The 16,258-nt window shown below is 61.5% G+C and carries 15 protein-coding genes; all 15 read right to left on the bottom strand.

Annotated elements, in window-relative coordinates; translation table 11 throughout:
- Positions 1-329 precede the first annotated feature (329 nt).
- Positions 330-1,124, bottom strand: a complete 795-nt coding sequence (locus PVA39_RS13885; protein ID WP_274124541.1) for a WecB/TagA/CpsF family glycosyltransferase — start codon at positions 1,122-1,124, stop codon at positions 330-332.
- 229 nt (positions 1,125-1,353) lie between these two features.
- Positions 1,354-2,784, bottom strand: coding sequence for a mannose-1-phosphate guanylyltransferase/mannose-6-phosphate isomerase (locus PVA39_RS13880; protein WP_274124540.1), 1,431 nt, complete (start codon positions 2,782-2,784; stop codon positions 1,354-1,356).
- The gene (locus PVA39_RS13875; RefSeq protein ID WP_274124539.1) at positions 2,781-3,533 is read right to left on the bottom strand and encodes a WecB/TagA/CpsF family glycosyltransferase; all 753 of its coding nucleotides are present in this window, start codon (positions 3,531-3,533) and stop codon (positions 2,781-2,783) included. The genes PVA39_RS13880 and PVA39_RS13875 overlap by 4 nt, the downstream gene beginning before the upstream one ends.
- A 62-nt stretch (positions 3,534-3,595) precedes the next feature.
- The gene (locus tag PVA39_RS13870; RefSeq protein WP_093502988.1) at positions 3,596-4,360 is read right to left on the bottom strand and encodes a glycosyltransferase; all 765 of its coding nucleotides are present in this window, start codon (positions 4,358-4,360) and stop codon (positions 3,596-3,598) included.
- The gene (locus tag PVA39_RS13865) at positions 4,323-5,606 is read right to left on the bottom strand and encodes a hypothetical protein (RefSeq protein WP_274124538.1); all 1,284 of its coding nucleotides are present in this window, start codon (positions 5,604-5,606) and stop codon (positions 4,323-4,325) included. The genes PVA39_RS13870 and PVA39_RS13865 overlap by 38 nt, the downstream gene beginning before the upstream one ends.
- 69 nt (positions 5,607-5,675) lie before the next feature.
- Entirely contained in the window at positions 5,676-6,137 is a 462-nt protein-coding gene (locus PVA39_RS13860; protein WP_274124537.1) for a GDP-mannose mannosyl hydrolase, read from the bottom strand.
- Position 6,138: 1 nt separating this feature from the next.
- Entirely contained in the window at positions 6,139-7,113 is a 975-nt protein-coding gene (gene fcl, locus PVA39_RS13855) for a GDP-L-fucose synthase (RefSeq protein WP_274124536.1), read from the bottom strand.
- A 2-nt stretch (positions 7,114-7,115) separates the two neighbouring features.
- Positions 7,116-8,240: a GDP-mannose 4,6-dehydratase gene (gene gmd / locus PVA39_RS13850; protein ID WP_274124535.1), complete on the bottom strand. Its 1,125-nt coding sequence runs from the start codon at positions 8,238-8,240 to the stop codon at positions 7,116-7,118.
- Between the two features lie 66 nt (positions 8,241-8,306).
- Entirely contained in the window at positions 8,307-9,455 is a 1,149-nt protein-coding gene (locus tag PVA39_RS13845; RefSeq protein WP_274124534.1) for a hypothetical protein, read from the bottom strand.
- Positions 9,456-9,657: 202 nt separating this feature from the next.
- Complete coding sequence (locus PVA39_RS13840; RefSeq protein ID WP_093502998.1) at positions 9,658-11,004, bottom strand: UDP-glucose dehydrogenase family protein; 1,347 nt, start codon at positions 11,002-11,004, stop codon at positions 9,658-9,660.
- Between the two features lie 52 nt (positions 11,005-11,056).
- Positions 11,057-12,448: an undecaprenyl-phosphate glucose phosphotransferase gene (locus tag PVA39_RS13835; RefSeq protein WP_093503000.1), complete on the bottom strand. Its 1,392-nt coding sequence runs from the start codon at positions 12,446-12,448 to the stop codon at positions 11,057-11,059.
- Positions 12,445-12,612 carry a hypothetical protein gene (locus PVA39_RS13830; protein WP_155953376.1) on the bottom strand — a complete coding sequence of 56 codons (168 nt, stop codon included), beginning with the start codon at positions 12,610-12,612 and terminating at the stop codon, positions 12,445-12,447. The genes PVA39_RS13835 and PVA39_RS13830 overlap by 4 nt, the downstream gene beginning before the upstream one ends.
- 71 nt (positions 12,613-12,683) lie before the next feature.
- A complete protein-coding gene (locus tag PVA39_RS13825) occupies positions 12,684-13,409 on the bottom strand; it encodes a tyrosine-protein phosphatase (protein ID WP_274124533.1) in 726 nt (241 codons plus the stop codon).
- 42 nt (positions 13,410-13,451) lie between these two features.
- The gene (locus PVA39_RS13820) at positions 13,452-15,683 is read right to left on the bottom strand and encodes a GumC family protein (RefSeq protein ID WP_093503004.1); all 2,232 of its coding nucleotides are present in this window, start codon (positions 15,681-15,683) and stop codon (positions 13,452-13,454) included.
- A gap of 2 nt (positions 15,684-15,685) precedes the next feature.
- On the bottom strand, positions 15,686-16,225 hold the full coding sequence (locus PVA39_RS13815; protein WP_027909509.1) for a polysaccharide biosynthesis/export family protein: 540 nt from the start codon (positions 16,223-16,225) through the stop codon (positions 15,686-15,688).
- Positions 16,226-16,258: the final 33 nt, after the last annotated feature.

The following is a 16,258-nucleotide window of genomic DNA, read 5'->3' as shown; positions in this document are numbered from 1 at the left end:
CAAGGCGAATCAAGTTTCGCGCAGCGAAACCCGGATGTCGGGGTGCCCTTCTTTGGCACACCTTTCTTGGGCAAGCAAAGAGACGTAGCGAAGCGCAGTAACAGCCGCAGGCTGGCCCGAAGGGTGAGCGCAGCGAGTTAAGGTGTGACGCCCGTAGGGGGCGCAACACAATCGTTCAGCAGACGCGGTAATGGATAGTGCCAGGCCAGTAAGTGATGCGCACCCAAACTTTCCAGTCCGGTGCCAAGACTGATTTCTTGAGATTCCGCGAAGCACAAAAAACGCCCGAACGATCACTCGTCCGGGCGTTTTGGCTTCTGCAGCCGACCTCAGGATTTGCGGTCGTAGGCACCTTGCTCGCTGACGGCGACCTTGCTGTCGCGGCCATTGCGCACGATGTAGTAGAAGAACTGCGGGATGCCGATCACGTAGCGGGCGAACAGCCGACGCGGCTCCATCAGCAGGCGATAGGCCCACTCCATGCCGACCTTGCGAAACACTTCAGGTGCACGGTTGAAGCGCTGGGCGGCGAAATCCAGAATCGCGCCACCGCAGATCATCAGGGCAGGGCGGTTGAGCTGGCGCTGCAGGATGACTGCCACCTCTTCCTGACGCGGCATGCCCATGCCCATCACGATCAGCGGAATCTTGCCGGGCTGCAGGTGCTCCTGAACAAACTCTAGGTAGCGCTCCACCGGTTGGAAACCATCGATGGCATGGTACTCACGGCCGTTGAACAGGGCATTGGCACCTTCTTCCGTCCACGGCTCGCAGGTGCCCATGGCGAACAGCTGGTACTGCTCACTGCGCTCGTCCTGCAGGGCGTGCTCGATCAACGCCGGAATGAAGTCGGTACCGTTGAGGTTGGCGCCGGGCGCCAGGCCGTTCAACTGGCACGCCAGCTTGATGCCGATGCCGTCGCGCAGCAGGTGGTTGATCTGCAGGAAATGACGGCGAGCGCGTTTGTCCTGCTGGATCAGGTTGTAGCCGTGCTGGTTGAGAAAGCCGACGATGGTCGGTTTCTTCGGCGTGCTCAGTTCTTCGAGCAAGGGCGTCACATCATGTTCTTCCAGCAACTTCAGTTTGTGAATAACTGGGTCGTACAGGAGTTTGGAAGTTTTCACGGGCGAGCCTCGTTGTCGGAAAGCAAAAAAAATCATCCGGAGTCTGTTCACTAGGGCTTCGCGCTTTGCTTGTTGTTGTAGAAGTCCGTTTGATGGCGAAATTGAAGGCAATCCGTGCCTCATTGAATGTGAACTGGCAGAGCCATTACGGAGGTGGCGAACCACCCGGCGAAGGGGCCCCATAGGGCCCCGGTGAAGGGCGCCGGCGCACATGAGCGCTGGCCTGACCTCAGGCCGCGGAAACCTTGAGTTCCTTGACGCGGCCATAGTTGTCGGAGAAGCGGATGATATCGTCTTCGCCCAGGTAGGTCCCGGACTGCACTTCGATCAGTTCCAGTGGAATCATGCCCGGGTTTTCCAATGCATGAATCTGGCCAATCGGGATATAGGTCGACTGGTTTTCCGTGACCATGTAGGTTTCATCACCGTTGGTGACCTGGGCGGTACCGCTGACCACGATCCAGTGCTCTGCACGGTGGTGGTGCATTTGCACCGACAGCTTGGCACCAGGCTTCACGGTGATGCGCTTGACCTGATAGCGCGCGCCCTGGTCGATGGAGTCGTACATGCCCCATGGGCGATACACCTCGCGGTTGTTGAGATGCTCACAGCGCTCTTCACGCTTGAGCTGCTCGACGATGCGCTTGACCTCCTGGGCCTTGTCCTTGTGCGCGACCATGACGGTGTCCTTGGTCTCGACGATGATCAGGTCCTCGACGCCTACGGTAGTCACCAGGCGATAGTCGGCGTGCACGTAGTTGTTCTGGCTGTCGTGGCTGAGCACGTCGCCCTTGTGCACGTTGCCGTCGGCGTCTTTGTCGCTGACGTCCCACAGCGCGGACCAGGAACCGATGTCGCTCCAGCCGGCATCCAGCGGCACCATCACCGCGTCTTCGGTCTTTTCCATCACCGCGTAGTCGATGGAGTCTTCCGGGCAGGCGGCGAACGCCTCCTTGCCGATACGCACGAAGTGCATGTCTTCTTCGCTTTGCGCAGTGGCGCGGCGGCAGGCTTCGAGAATCTCAGGCTGCCAGCGCTGCAGCTCTTCCAGGTAGCGGCTGGCGCGGAACATGAACATGCCGCTGTTCCAGAAGTGTTCGCCGGAGGCCAGGTAGCGCTCGGCGGTTTCGCTGTCGGGCTTCTCGACGAACTGGGCGACGGTGAAGCCGCCTTCACCCGCCGCGGCGCCTTTCTGCAGGTAGCCGTAACCGGTTTCGGCGTGGGTCGGCACGATGCCGAAGGTCACCAGCTTACCGGCCTGGGCGAAGGGCAGGGCGGTTTCCACGGCGCGGTGGAACGCGTCCACATCCTTGATCAGGTGGTCGGCGGCGAGAATCAGCAGTACTGGATCGCTTTCCTTTTCCAGCGCTTTGATCGCGGCCAGGGCCACCGCCGGTGCGGTGTTGCGACCTACTGGTTCGAGCAGGATGCTGGCGTTCTCGATGCCTAAGGTGCGCAGCTGTTCGGCGGCGAGGAAGCGGTGCTCCTCGTTGCAGATCAGGCACGGCTGGCTGGCGTTCAGGCCGTCCAGGCGGCGAATGGTCGCCTGCAGCATGGACAGCGAGTCATCGGCGATCGGCAGGAACTGCTTGGGGTTCAGTTGGCGCGATAGTGGCCACAGACGAGAGCCGTTACCACCGGAAAGAATGACAGGAATCATCGTGGAGCTCCTCCCATGAAGAGTGATTGCCGAAGCCGGAATTCACGGACCAGAATCGGCATGATCAAAAACGCGTCGCGGACGTAGCGGCCCACCAGACGGCGTGGTTCGGTATAAGCACGGTGCAGCCATTCCAGCGAGCAGCGTTGCATCCACATCGGGGCGCGTTGCAGCTTGCCGGACAGGAAGTTGATCGAAGCGCCCACGCACAGGCCGATGCCGACCGCCTGGTCGGTCTCGAAGATCTTGTGGGCAAGAATCTCCTGGCGGGGGCAGCCCACCGACAGCACCACCAGATTGGACGGGTGCTCGACCACGAACGACAGGCAGGCCTGAACCGCTTCATCATTGTCGATAAAGCCCATCGGCGGGTTGTGGTGGTGGAAGGTGACGTTCGGGAAGCGCTCACGCAGGCGGGCGACGTCATCGTCTTCGCAGCCAATGATGGTCACGCTCCAGGCGCGCTCTTCGGCGATATTCATCAGCTCCGCGGTCAGGGTGCTGCCCGGAATGGCGTCCTCGACCGGCACCTTGAGCATGCGCAGCAGCGGCAGCAGCACGCGGCTGTCGCAGATGCGGTGGCGGGCCACGGCATAGGCGCGCTTGAGGTCGCGGTCGGTTTCCAGTTGCACCACGTGATTCACGTTGGGCGTCACGATATAGCTGTATTTCTCGGTGCTGTGCTCAACCAAGTCCTCGATCAGGCGATCCTTGGTGCCACCGTAGAACTCGATATCAAAGGCTTTCATCAACACCTCTTTGCGCCACTGGCGCGTATCACGCACGGGCAACGATTCCTGTTGCTCGCGATTCATTTGCCCAATGCCGCCTTCAGCAATTTGCTGTGCGTATGCAGGTAATGCAGGACATACAAAGAGATGCTATGCAGCGGGGATAGTTTCATGACCTCCCGACGAATGCGCATGTCCTCTTTCAGCGCGTCGAAGCGGCGGCTGGTGGAAACCCCGGTGGTGTCGAAGATGCACAGCGGCGACTCGATCTTCAGCACGTCGCGCTGATGATCCTGGCCCTGCAGGAATTCGACGATCATGCAGTAGTCCGCCGAGAGCTTGAAATCCTCGCGAAAGCGCACGTTGCGCAGACGCTCGTTCTCGAAGTACATGGCCTGGTGGCTGGACGGCATGCCCAGCACCAGGTGCTCGATCTTCTTCGCCTTCTGCGGGGTGAGTCGACCCTCTGCGTTCTGCAGGTAGTAGTCGCCGTACACGTAGCGAGGCTTGCCGGGTGCTTTCTCGATGGCATCGGCGACCTTCTGCAGCACGTTCTCGTCGTAGAAGAAGTCGCCGCTGTTGAGGAACAGCGTGTAGCCCTCGGTCGCCGAGCCCTTGATCAGGCCCTTGTTCATGGCGTCGTAGAGGCCCTTGTCGCGCTCGCTGGTGATCTCGGCGTAGGGCTCGTCGATGGTCGCCAGCCACTCGGCGCCGCCATCGGTGGAGGCGCCATCGACGACTATCCAGCGGAAGTTGCGGTAAGTCTGGGCCGCCACACTCTGGTAGGTCTGCTTGAGACCCTCCAGGTTATTCCAGTTGATGGTTACGATACTGAATTGGGTCATGGCGTGTGCCTCTGATCTCACGAGTCGGGGATTCTTGCGCAACGTAGGCGCGGGAGAAGTAAAGGAAGCAGGCGGCGCCGATGCCCAGCACATCGCCGCCGTACATCATCGAGTTGGACAGGAACATGTTGAGCATCTGGAACCAGAAGATCAGCTGGAAGGCGCTGAGCAACGGGCCTTTTTCGGGGCAGCGCTTCATGATGCGCAGATAGCCGAAGTAGAAGATCAGCGCGATCAGCGGAGTGAGGAAACCGTAGCGGTAGTAGACGCCGACGATGCCCACGTCCGAGAGGTAGAAGTGCTCGTTGTAGAGCGCCCCGAAGCCGCCTTTCCACTGCAGCGACAGCGAGCCCATGCCGATGTACATGTTGTCCGCGACCGCGCCGAGGATGATCGCCGTGGTGTTGTCGCGCACGCCGGGGCCGGTGGTGGCCTCGTCGAGCAGCGCCTGGAACTTGTCGAACTGCGCGTAATAGAACTCGGGGAAGATGGCAAACGAGGCGACCAGAATGGTGGCGGCCAGCAGCCCGAGCTTGAGCAGCGAGTCGATACGGTCACGGAAGATCCAGATACCGGCCAGGGCCCAGATGACCATGGTCTGACGGGTCTGCAGCACCAGCCACAGGTAGGAGGCGAAGAACAGCAGGATGCAGACCCTGGCCACCGAGATGCGCTCCTTCATGCTGTACATCAGCATGAAGGCGCAGATGGTCACGTAGCTGGAACCGATGCGGTAGCGATCGGGGCGCAGCAGCTCGCTACCGGCGTCCTTGGCGTCCATGGTGAAGGACACGCCGGCGTTTTCCGGGATGATCTTGAAGAAGTAGCAGTAGCCGACGAAGGCGCAGGTCAGGCCCGAGTACAGGAAGAAGGTCTCCAGGTGCTTCTGGGTCGGCGATGTCTTGATCATCAGGTACAGCGCCGGGAAGAACACTAGGTAGGCGAAGCTGCGGCGCTCCTCGAGCAGGCCATAGATGAACGGCTGGTCGAAGTTGAGCTCGGCCATGATCGCCGAGACGACCGGCAGGACCAGGCCCATGAAGATAATCCACAGGCTGGTCTTGGACTGATAAATCCGCTTCCAGACCAGGAGCAGTGCCCCGGAGGCGGCCAGGATGCCGAGCAGCCAGAGCTCGCGCAGGTAGGGGATGCCAGCCTTTTTGTCGTCGGTCAGAAAGAAACAGGCCGAGTTCAGGACAAACAAGATCAGCAGCAGATTGCGGTATGCCAGGAGTTGCTTGAACAAGCTCGCCTTCCCATATCGAAATTTTCTTGGCCCGCAGGCGACGCCGCGTAGGCGTGGCTTGCGAGGTATCTAGTACAGCGCCTGCAAGTAATCGCGGGTGTTGCTGTGGATGCGCGGCTCGTCGCACATCTCGTCGATCGGCCACCAGCGGTAGCGACCGTGTTGCACGCTCGGCGGCTGCAGGTTCTGCTGCGCGCTCAGCTCGATTGCGTAGGCAATGACCACGTAGTGGGTATCCGGCGACTCGCCGAACACGCTGTCGTCATAAAAGTGCTCGTACACGCCGAGCAACCTGCTCTGCTCGCGGCTGAAGGCCTGGCCCAGTTCTTCCCGGGTCAGGCGCGCAAAGGCCGCGTCCAGCGTTTCATTCTTCTGGATCCGCCCGCCAGGGGCGAACCAGCTGCCCTGGGCGGGGCGGTTGAGCCGCTCGCCCAGCAGCAGTTCGCCCTGCGGGTTGCGTACCAGCAGATCGATGGACACCAGCGGGGTGCTGGCGACCACGGTCTTGAAGGTATCGGCCGGCAGGAACATGTCAGCTCCGTACCGCGTCGATGTTGTCGACGAACCAGCGGTAGGCATCACGCAGACCGGTTTCCAGGTCGATGCTCGCCGTCCAGCCGAGCTTGGCCAGGCGCGAGACGTCCATCAGCTTGCGCGGCGTGCCATCGGGCTTGCTCGAGTCGAAGCTCAGGCGACCCTGGAACTCGGTGACCCGCGCGATGGTTTCGGCCAGCTCGCGAATGGTGCAGTCCTGGCCGGTACCGACGTTGATGTGCGAGAGCATCGGCTGGGTGTGCGCCTGGTAGGTCGCCTCATTCAGGTTCATCACGTGGACGCTGGCCGCGGCCATGTCGTCGACGTGCAGGAACTCGCGCATCGGCGTGCCGCTGCCCCAGATCACCACCTCATCGTCGCCACGCAGGGTCGCTTCGTGGAAGCGGCGCAGCAGGGCAGGGATGACATGGCTGTTTTCCGGGTGGTAGTTGTCGTGCGGGCCGTACAGGTTGGTCGGCATCACGCTGCGGTAGTCGCGACCATGCTGGCGGTTGTAGCTCTCGCACAGCTTGATTCCGGCGATCTTGGCGATGGCGTAGGGCTCGTTGGTCGGCTCCAGCACGCCGGTCAGCAGGGCTTCTTCACGCATCGGCTGCTCGGCATGCTTGGGGTAGATGCACGAGCTGCCCAGCGACAGCAGCTTTTGGACGCCGGCTTCGTGGGCCGCGTTGATGACGTTGGCCTCGATCATCAGGTTCTGATAGATGAAGTCGGCCGGGTACTGGTTGTTGGCGTGAATGCCGCCGACCTTCGCCGCGGCCAGGTAGACCTGGTCGATGCGCTGTTCGGCGAAGAAACCCTTCACGCTGGCCGCATCGACCAGGTCGACGCTTTCGCGTGGCGCGGTGATGATGCTCTGGTAACCCAGGCTCTGCAGGTGGCGCACGATCGCCGAACCGACCATCCCACGATGGCCGGCGACGAAGACGCGCTGGTTGAGAAGCGCGCTCATGCTCAGTTCTCCACGGAGACCGGCAGCTCGTGGCCGTGCTCGCGCAGCAGCGCGTGACGCTGAGCGACCTTGAGGTCTTCGCGAACCATTTCGGCGCACATCTGCTGCACGGTGATTTCCGGCGTCCAGCCCAGTTTGGTCTTGGCCTTGGTCGGGTCGCCCAGCAGGGTGTCGACTTCGGCAGGGCGGAAGTAACGTGGGTCGATGCGTACGATCACGTCGCCGACTTTCAGCGCTGGTGACTTGTCGCCTTCGATACGTTCGACGATGCCTTGCTCGTCCACGCCGGTGCCTTCGAAGCGCAGGTGCACGCCCAGCTCGGCAGCCGACCAGGTGATGAACTCACGCACCGAGTACTGCACGCCGGTGGCGATCACGAAGTCGTCCGGTTGCTCCTGTTGCAGCATCATCCACTGCATGCGCACGTAGTCCTTGGCATGGCCCCAGTCGCGCAGCGAATCGATGTTACCCATGTACAGGCAAGGTTCCAGACCCTGGGCGATGTTGGCCAGGCCGCGGGTGATCTTGCGGGTCACGAAGGTTTCGCCACGGCGCGGCGACTCGTGGTTGAACAGGATGCCGTTGCACGCGTACATGCCATAGGCTTCGCGGTAGTTAACGGTGATCCAGTAGGCGTACATCTTGGCGACCGCGTAAGGCGAGCGCGGGTAGAAGGGGGTGGTTTCCTTCTGCGGAATTTCCTGCACCAGGCCGTACAGCTCGGAGGTGGAGGCCTGATAGAAACGGGTTTTCTTCTCCAGACCCAGCAGGCGGATGGCTTCGAGGATGCGCAGGGTACCCATGGCATCGACGTCAGCGGTGTATTCCGGGGCTTCGAAGCTGACCGCTACGTGGGATTGTGCGCCGAGGTTGTAGACCTCGTCAGGCTGCACTTCCTGGATGATGCGGGTCAGGTTCGACGAGTCGTTCAGGTCGCCGTAATGCAGGATGAAGTTCTGGTTGTCGACATGCGGATCCTGATAGATGTGATCCACTCGCTGGGTGTTGAAGGACGACGCGCGGCGTTTGATGCCATGCACCTGGTAACCCTTTTCCAGCAGGAACTCGGCGAGGTAGGAACCGTCCTGACCTGTGATACCGGTGATGAGTGCTTTTTTCTGTTCCATTGCAATACCTGCGATGTCCAATTGATTAGAGAGCTGTAGCCAAAATCGCTGCGCGCGGTCGGTGGATCAGGCGCGTTTGAGCAGCATTTGCAGGCGTTCGATGACGCCGAGAAAAATGATCCGTACCGACGGAAACTTGTAAAAGAAACGGTAGATGTCGTACTCCGCCTTCTGCCGCGTTTTGCTGTCGCTGATGAGGTCGGCGGAGTCGATCAGGGCTAGGCCCTCACCTTCGATGTTGTGCAGGATGCTCAGTTCCATGGGCTTCATGGAAAGCGCGAAATTGTGCAGCCCACGGGCGTTGGTACGGGTCAATTGCAGGCCTTTGCAGGTCTTGCTGCCGTACAGATTGGTGGTGAAGTCGTAGTCGGCGAGCACCGGATTGCGCCGCTTGATGCACGCAGGCAGCAGCTCGCAGTAGGCGTCGTAGATCGACAGGCTGTCCTCGCGGCGAGCGAACTTGTAGTCCACCGCTTTCTGCTGGATCGGCACCTGGAAACGCGACGAGGCGATGTTGAAGTGCTGGCCCGGGTCGCCGAAGTTGGTGGTCAGCGAGCGGAACGGGTACACGAAGTACAGATCCTTGGCGATGATGTAGGCGGTGTACAGCTTGAGCCACGAGGACTCCGGCCAGCCGCGGATATCCGCCGGGATGCCGTCGATGTGACTGATATCGGTGCCGTTGCTTTCCAGCCACTGACGGAAACCCTGCCAGTGCCGGCGCGACCAGGCCTGGCCCCAGGAAGCGGCCATCTGGATGAAGTGCACGTGGGAGTCGCCATCGTCGATCGGCATGAAGGGCAGGTCGACGGTCTGGCTGAACTGCACGCTGTACAGGCTGATGCCGGCCACGCCGGTATCTTCCGCATAGGCCTGCAGGGCCTTGTGGGTGTAGTCGTAGAAGAACGGTGAAACGAACAGATCGTCCTCGAGGATGATCACGTCACCGTACTGCTCGGTCAGATCGCCACAGCTGAGCACGTGCTGGCGCAGGCCGAGGCGCTGCGGGTGGGCGATGATCAGCTTTTCGCCGTGGGGCCAGTCGAACGCTTCGGCGACCTGGCGCGGCGCCGGATTGCCGGAGTTGTCCAGGCTGATCACCAGGCGCACGTTGCCTTCGGGGTACTGCGCCTGGATCAGCGAGCCCAGCAGGCGGCTGAGGCTCTTGGGGCGGTTGTAGCCGATGACGACGATAGTGGGTAATTGTTCGGTCATGGGATCGAAACCGGTCTCTTCAAAAAAGGGTTGAGCCAATCACGGCTGGCATCGCGCGGCGCTCCTTAGCGCGCACCGCTTCGCACGCCTGATCGAAAACCAGGCGGCGGGCAGTGGCAGAGGGGGAGTGCAGCGCTATGGCCCTGCGCATGTTGCGTCGGGCCAAGGGGGTGTGGGTGATGACGTCCATGTCAGCGTTGGCTCAGCCGTTCACTTGTTTACGGCCAATGCCGTAATAGTCGAAGCCTTCGCGGTTCACCTGGCCGAGGTCGTACTGGTTACGACCGTCGATGATCACCGGCTGCTTGAGCAGCTTCTTCAATGCCTTGAAGTCTGGGCGGCGGAACGGCTTCCACTCGGTGACCAACACCAGGGCGTCGGCATCGATGGCGGCTTCGTACTGACCGTCGACGATCTGCAGGCGACCTTCGTTGAACCAGTGCTCCGGGAACTCGCGGGCGGCGGTTTCGCGGGCGATCGGGTCGAAGGCTTTGACCTTGGCGCCGGCGTTGATCAGGCTGTTGATCAGCACCACGCTGGGGGCTTCACGCATGTCGTCGGTACCCGGCTTGAACGCCAGGCCCCAGACGGCGAAGGTGCGGCCCTTGAGGTCGCCTTCGAAGTGGGCGGCCAGCTTGTTGAACAGCGACTGCTTCTGCTGATCGTTACGCGCTTCGACGGCCTGCAGCAGCTTGGGCTCGAAGTCGTTCTGGTGAGCGATGCTGATCAGCGCCTTGACGTCTTTAGGGAAGCACGAGCCGCCGTAGCCGCAGCCGGCGTAGATGAAGTGATAGCCGATGCGCTGGTCCGAGCCGATGCCCAGGCGCACGTTCTCGATGTCCACGTCCAGGCGGTCGCAGAGGCTGGCGATCTCGTTCATGAAGGAGATCTTGGTGGCCAGCATGGCGTTGGCGGCGTACTTGGTCATTTCCGCATCGCGCACGCCCATGAACTTGATGCGCGGGTTGTTACGAATGAAGGGGGCGTAAAGCTCGCTCATCACCTGACGAGCGCGCTCGCTGTCGGTGCCGACGATGATGCGGTCCGGGTGCATGAAGTCGTCGACCGCGGCGCCTTCCTTGAGAAATTCCGGGTTGGAGACCACGTCGAAGCTGATGGTCTTGCCGCGCAGTTCGAGCTGCTCGAGGATCTCGGCACGAACCAGGTCGGCGGTGCCCACCGGTACGGTGGACTTGTTGATCACGGTGGTGTGGCGGGTCATCAGGCTGCCGACCTGACGGGCGACTTCCAAGACATAACGCAGGTCGGCCGAGCCGTCTTCGCCTGGCGGGGTGCCAACAGCGATGAAGATGATGTCCGACTGCTCCATCGCTTCGGTCAGCTGGGTGGTGAACAGCAGGCGACCGGCCGCAAAGTTCTCTTCCACCACAGTTTCCAGACCCGGCTCGTAAATCGGCAGGATGCCTTTCTTGAGGTTCTCGATCTTTTTCGGATCGACATCCACGCAGACAACCGTGTTGCCCATCTCGGCGATACAGGCGCCGGTGACGAGGCCGACGTAGCCGGTTCCAACGACAGTGATATTCATGGATAAACTTTCCTTGAGTTAACGTTAATCGTTACTGCGCCAAGCGGGCGCGTTAGTAAATGTCGCGCGAGAACAGGGTGAAGGGCGTCTTCACCAGGATCTTGATGTCCAGCCACAGGGACCAGTTGTTGATGTAATCCAGGTCCTTCTCAACGCGTTGCTGCATCTTTTCCAGGGTTTCGGTTTCGCCGCGGTGACCGGTCACCTGGGCCAGGCCGGTGATGCCGGGCTTGAGGCGATGACGGGCCATGTAGGCGAGGATCTTGTCGCTGTAGTAGTTGTTGTGCGCCACGGCATGGGGGCGCGGGCCAACCAGGGACATCTCACCACGCAGCACGTTGATCAGCTGCGGTAGCTCGTCGATGGAAGTGCGGCGCAGGAAGCGGCCAACGGGCGTGATGCGCGGGTCTTCGCGGGTCGCCTGCTTGACGGCCTTATCGTCGTGCATGCGCATGGAGCGGAATTTCCACACCAGAATCACGCCGCCGTTCCAGCCATGGCGGGGCTGCAGGAAGAACACCGGGCCAGGCGAGGAGAGCTTCACGGCGATGGCCGCGATGATGAACACCGGGCTCAGGGCCAGCAGCGCCAGGAGGGCCAGGGTGCGATCCATCAGCTCTTTGCTGAATACCGCAGCCGGGTGCGAGCTGATCGGGCTTTCGTTGAGGTAGATGGCCGGCAGCTGCTCGATCTGCGAGATCGACTGGTTGAGCAGCGGCATGCTGCCGAAGTCCGGTACCCAGACTACGTCGACGCTCATGTCCAGCAGGTCGATGTAGAGCTTCTCGATGTGCGAGATCTCGTCCAGGGTCAGGGCGATGTACACGCGGCGCACGCCGTGCTGCTCGGTGACGTCACGCAGCTCCTTGAGCTTGCCAAGAATCGGGAAGCGGCCGTCCTGGGTATGGGCGTCGTCGCTGGAGGCGATCAGACCGACCAGGGGCACGCGGTTATTGGCGGTCAGGCGCTCGGCCAGCTCGTGAGCTTTCTCGCCCGAGCCGATGATCAGCGAGACGCGCTCGTTGCGCAGCTTCTGCGAGTGCAGGCGAGCGAAGTAGCGCAGCGGAATGAAGGCGATGGCTTGAGCGAGGAAGCCCAGCAGCGCCCACTCGCGCATGATCTCGAAGGAGAAGCGATCCAGGCTCTGGCTGAAGTAGGCGATGAACAACAGGCCCGCCAGTAGGGTTAGCCAGCCAGCCAATAGGTGAGCCAGGCCGGTCAGGTAGCCGAAGCGCTTGTGGTAGACGCGCAGCATGCCGTACGCCGGTACCGAGCCCAGCACGGTGAGGACGATCAGCAGGCGATATTCGGTGGGCACGTCGCCGTAGCGCTGAACGACCAGGTAGCAGAGCAGCATGCTGACCAGAGTAATGGCGCAGGTCCATTGACCCCAGAACGTGAGTCCCCTGCGGTTCTCGGCAGGATTGATCCGTTTGGAAATCATTTGCGGCGATCCTCGTGCAAATCTTCGATGAAGTAAGTGGCCTCCGGAAAACGCACGAGAGGCGACATGTCCTTGGTTGCAGCGGTGGTGGGCGTGCCCAGGGTCTCGCAGCGCATCAGCGCCTGCTGAAAGGGTTGCGCCCTGAAACTGATCTCTCGACGCATGGTTTTCCAACCTCCAACAAATACGAATCCTGCGGCCTGAACCGACAGGCACGCGTTTATCAGGCAGTCAACTAAGCGAAATGCTGGTGTGCGATGCGCCAAGGCGTGTCGATGACCAGACGTTCGGCCTCTCTCTCGCCCAGGATCCGGGCGGCTTGCAGGAGACCTTCTTGTAATAGGGGAGGGCGGTGATCCAGGTTGTGGGCATCAGTCGCCATAATGCTGACCACACGATTGCTCAGCAGTTCGTGAGCCAGGTGCATTGCACGTTCGCCAAAACGACCAGCGGCAGAGGCAGCCGTCACCTGCAACAGGCAGCCCTGCTCGATAAACGGCTTGAGCTTGCTCGGCATGTTCATCAGTGCCTTGTTGCGCTCCGGGTGGGCGATGAGCGGTACCACACCTTTGTCCAGCAGCCATTGAGTGAGGCGTTCGGCGCCGAATGGCATTTCCCCGTGAGGAAACTCCAGCAGCAGCACTTTCCTGCCTTCCCACTGACCGAGGAACGGGATGCTGCCATCCAGCACGCGGGTCATCAGCTCGCCGCAGAAACGCACTTCAGCCGCGGCACCGACCTTGAGGTCGATGTCGGCCTTTTCCAGCGCCGCATTGAAGCGGCTGCAGGTTTCGGCGATGTTGCGGCTGTCGTTGTCGTAGCGGCCGATGTGGATGTGCGGCGTGCACACCACGTGGCTGATGCCGTTGGCGACCGCCATGCGGGCCATGTCCAGCGCGGTCGGCAGGTCTGCCGGTCCGTCGTCGATGCCCGGCAGCAGGTGATTGTGCAGATCGATCATCGGGCACCTCCTGCTGTCATGCGCTGGTTGTTCATGGCGTTATCAGGCCTTGCCTTCGCTGTAGCCGTACTGGTCGTAGTAGCCGCCGTATTCGCCGGAGCGAGCGGCTTTTTCCACGTCCACCTGGTTGAGCACCACGCCCATCACCGAGGCACCGCTCTGCAGCAGGTGACCAACACCACGCTGAGCCATCGGGATTGGCGTGCCGTCGGCCTTGACCACGTAGATCACCGCATCGGCGAAGGTGGACAGCAGCACGGCATCGCTCACGGCCTGGCTAGGCGGCGAATCGATGATGATGTGGTCGTAACGCTCCTTGATCATGTCCAGGAACTTGGCGAAGCGCGGCGAGGCCAGCAGCTCCAGCGGGTTTGGCGGCACGGCTCCAGCTGGCAGCATGTCCAGGTTGGTGCCCATGTTGTGAATGCACTCTTCGACCTTGGCGCTGCCGGTAATCAGGTTGGCCAGGCCAGGGGTACCGACCGGGAAGTCGAAGCTCTTGGCCAGGGTCGGACGGCGCAGGTCGGCGTCGATCAGCAGTACGCGTTGCAGCTGGCTGAGGGCGAACGCCATGTTGGCCACCAGGGTGCTCTTGCCTTCGCCCGGCGACGAGGAGGTGACCACCAGAACCTTTTGCGAACGGTTGCTGTCGGCGAGCATCAGGCTGGTGCGAATGGTGCGGATCGACTCGCAGAAGCGTGGATCCTCGCCGTGCTCGAACAGGTGCGCGGCGGTGTACTTGGCGTTGTTGGAAATCAGCGGAACGATGCCCAGTACCGGCAGGTTCAGCTTGTTCTCCACGTCCTCGACGCCCTTGAAGGTGTTGCTCAGGATGTCGCGCACGATGGCCAAGGCCACAGCGAATACCAGGGCCAGACCTGCAGCCAGTACGATCAGCAGTTTCTGGTTCGGCGCTGCCGGGGTCAGCGGGGCAACGGCCTTGTCGATGATGCGCGCATTGCTGGAGTTGACGTCCTGAGTCGCTGCGGTTTCGCGCAGACGGGTCATGAAGGTCTCATACAACGAGCGGTTGCTTTCCACATCGCGGGTCAGCTCACGCACCTTGAATTCCTTGCGCGAGATGTCCTGAATCTGCTCCTTGTTCTTGTCGAACGAGGCATTCAGGGAGTTCTCGTTGGCCACGGCCAACTGGTAGTTGCGCTCGATGCTGGCCACTACCTGCTCAACCTGAGCACGCAGGCTGGCGGTCGCGGCGCTGAGGTCGGACTTGGCGGCGAGCATGGCCGGGTGACGGTCACCGTAGCGACGCGACAGCTCCTCGACCTTGGCGCGGGCGCGGGCTTCTTCGGACTTGAACTGCTGGATCAGCGGGTTGCCCAGTACGGCCGGCACACTGGCCAGGCGGCGCCAGTCGCCGCTGCCCATGGACTGCACCTGACGATACTGGCTCTCGGCCTCGGCACGCTGGCGACGGGCGTCGATCATGCGGTCACCGGTCAGCGACAGTTCGTTGTTGCTGATGGTCTGCACGCCGTTGACGTCGACCAGGCCTTCGGCTTCGCGGAAGGCCTGCAGACGGTTCTCGGCTTCCTGCAGCGAGGTGCGCAGCTCGTTGAGGCGGGTGTTCATCCAGGTGGTGGCCTGCAGCGACATTTCCATCTGCGCATCGAGCTGGCTGTCGATGTAGTTGCTGGCGATGGAGTTGGCGATGGCGGCGGAGGTCAGGCGATCAGGCAGGTCGACGGAAATGTTGACCAGCTGGCTCTTGCCCTCGACCCACACGTTGGTGCGGTCCATCAGGTTCTTGACCACGATGTCCATCAGCTCGGCTTCGGTCATCGGCTCGGACGGCTCGGGCGCGTCCACCAGGCCGGTGTACGACAGCACGCTCTGGATGCCATTGGTGATGGCGCTGAAGTTGATCAACGGTTGCGGCTGCTGGCGCGGGTCGAAGTCCGGGTGCTCGGTGAGGTTGAGCTCACGCACCACCTTCTCGGCAACCACGCGGCTCTTGACCAGGCCCAGCTGGGTCTGCAGGTATTCGTTGACGGCACCGGTGGTGTCGGTCACTTGCTGGAAGGAAACCAGCTGGGTGCCTTTGGTTTCGATCATCACCGATGCCACTGCGCGGTAGATCGGCGTCATGCGGGACACGGCGATGGCGGTGATCAGGGTGACCACCACGACGAACAGGATGATGGCCCACTTGCGCGACCATACGGCATTCCAGATGCGTCGCAGGTCGATGTAATCGCTATCTGCTTCCGAGGGCGAAGGCTGCCACTGTCGGATCGTTCGTGCAGGACTGTTCATATTCAGAAGAACCCTTGATCGATGGTGATGGTGTCACCCGGCTTGACGAGGGTGTCGAGCGTGGCTTTTTCTTCGGCGCGGCTTTCGCCGTTACCGCGTGAGATGGTGATGCGCTTGGTCGATGCCCGTTCGGTCAGGCCGCCGGCCAGCGCGATGGCACGGTCCAGGGTCAGGCCGGGTTGATAGGGATAGCCGCCCGGCGACTTCACTTCGCCGCTGATGTAAAACTCGCGGTAGGTGGTAACGGCGACCGAGACGCGCGGATCGACTAGATAGCCATCGGCCTTCAGGCGTTCGGTGAGGATGCGTTCGATGTCTGCCGCGGTCTTGTCCTTGGCATCGACCGTCCCCAGGAAGGGGTAGGAGAAGTTGCCGGCGTCGTTGAGGCGGATTTCCTCGAACGACAGATCCGGTTCACCGAAGACGCTGATCTTGATCACGTCGCCAGAGCTCAGCCGATACTGCGGGTTTGCCTGTGCGCCTGCTGCGAATGCGAGCATCAGCAGCAGCGAGAAGGCTTTGAACAGATGGTGGACTGACATCCGCATACTCCTTGATGGTTACTTGAATACCAG

Source organism: Pseudomonas sp. CNPSo 3701, assembly GCF_028674975.1.
Taxonomy (GTDB): domain Bacteria; phylum Pseudomonadota; class Gammaproteobacteria; order Pseudomonadales; family Pseudomonadaceae; genus Aquipseudomonas; species Aquipseudomonas straminea.
The sequence above is the reverse complement of the archived record's forward strand: the minus strand, read 5'-3'. Positions and strand labels throughout refer to the sequence as shown.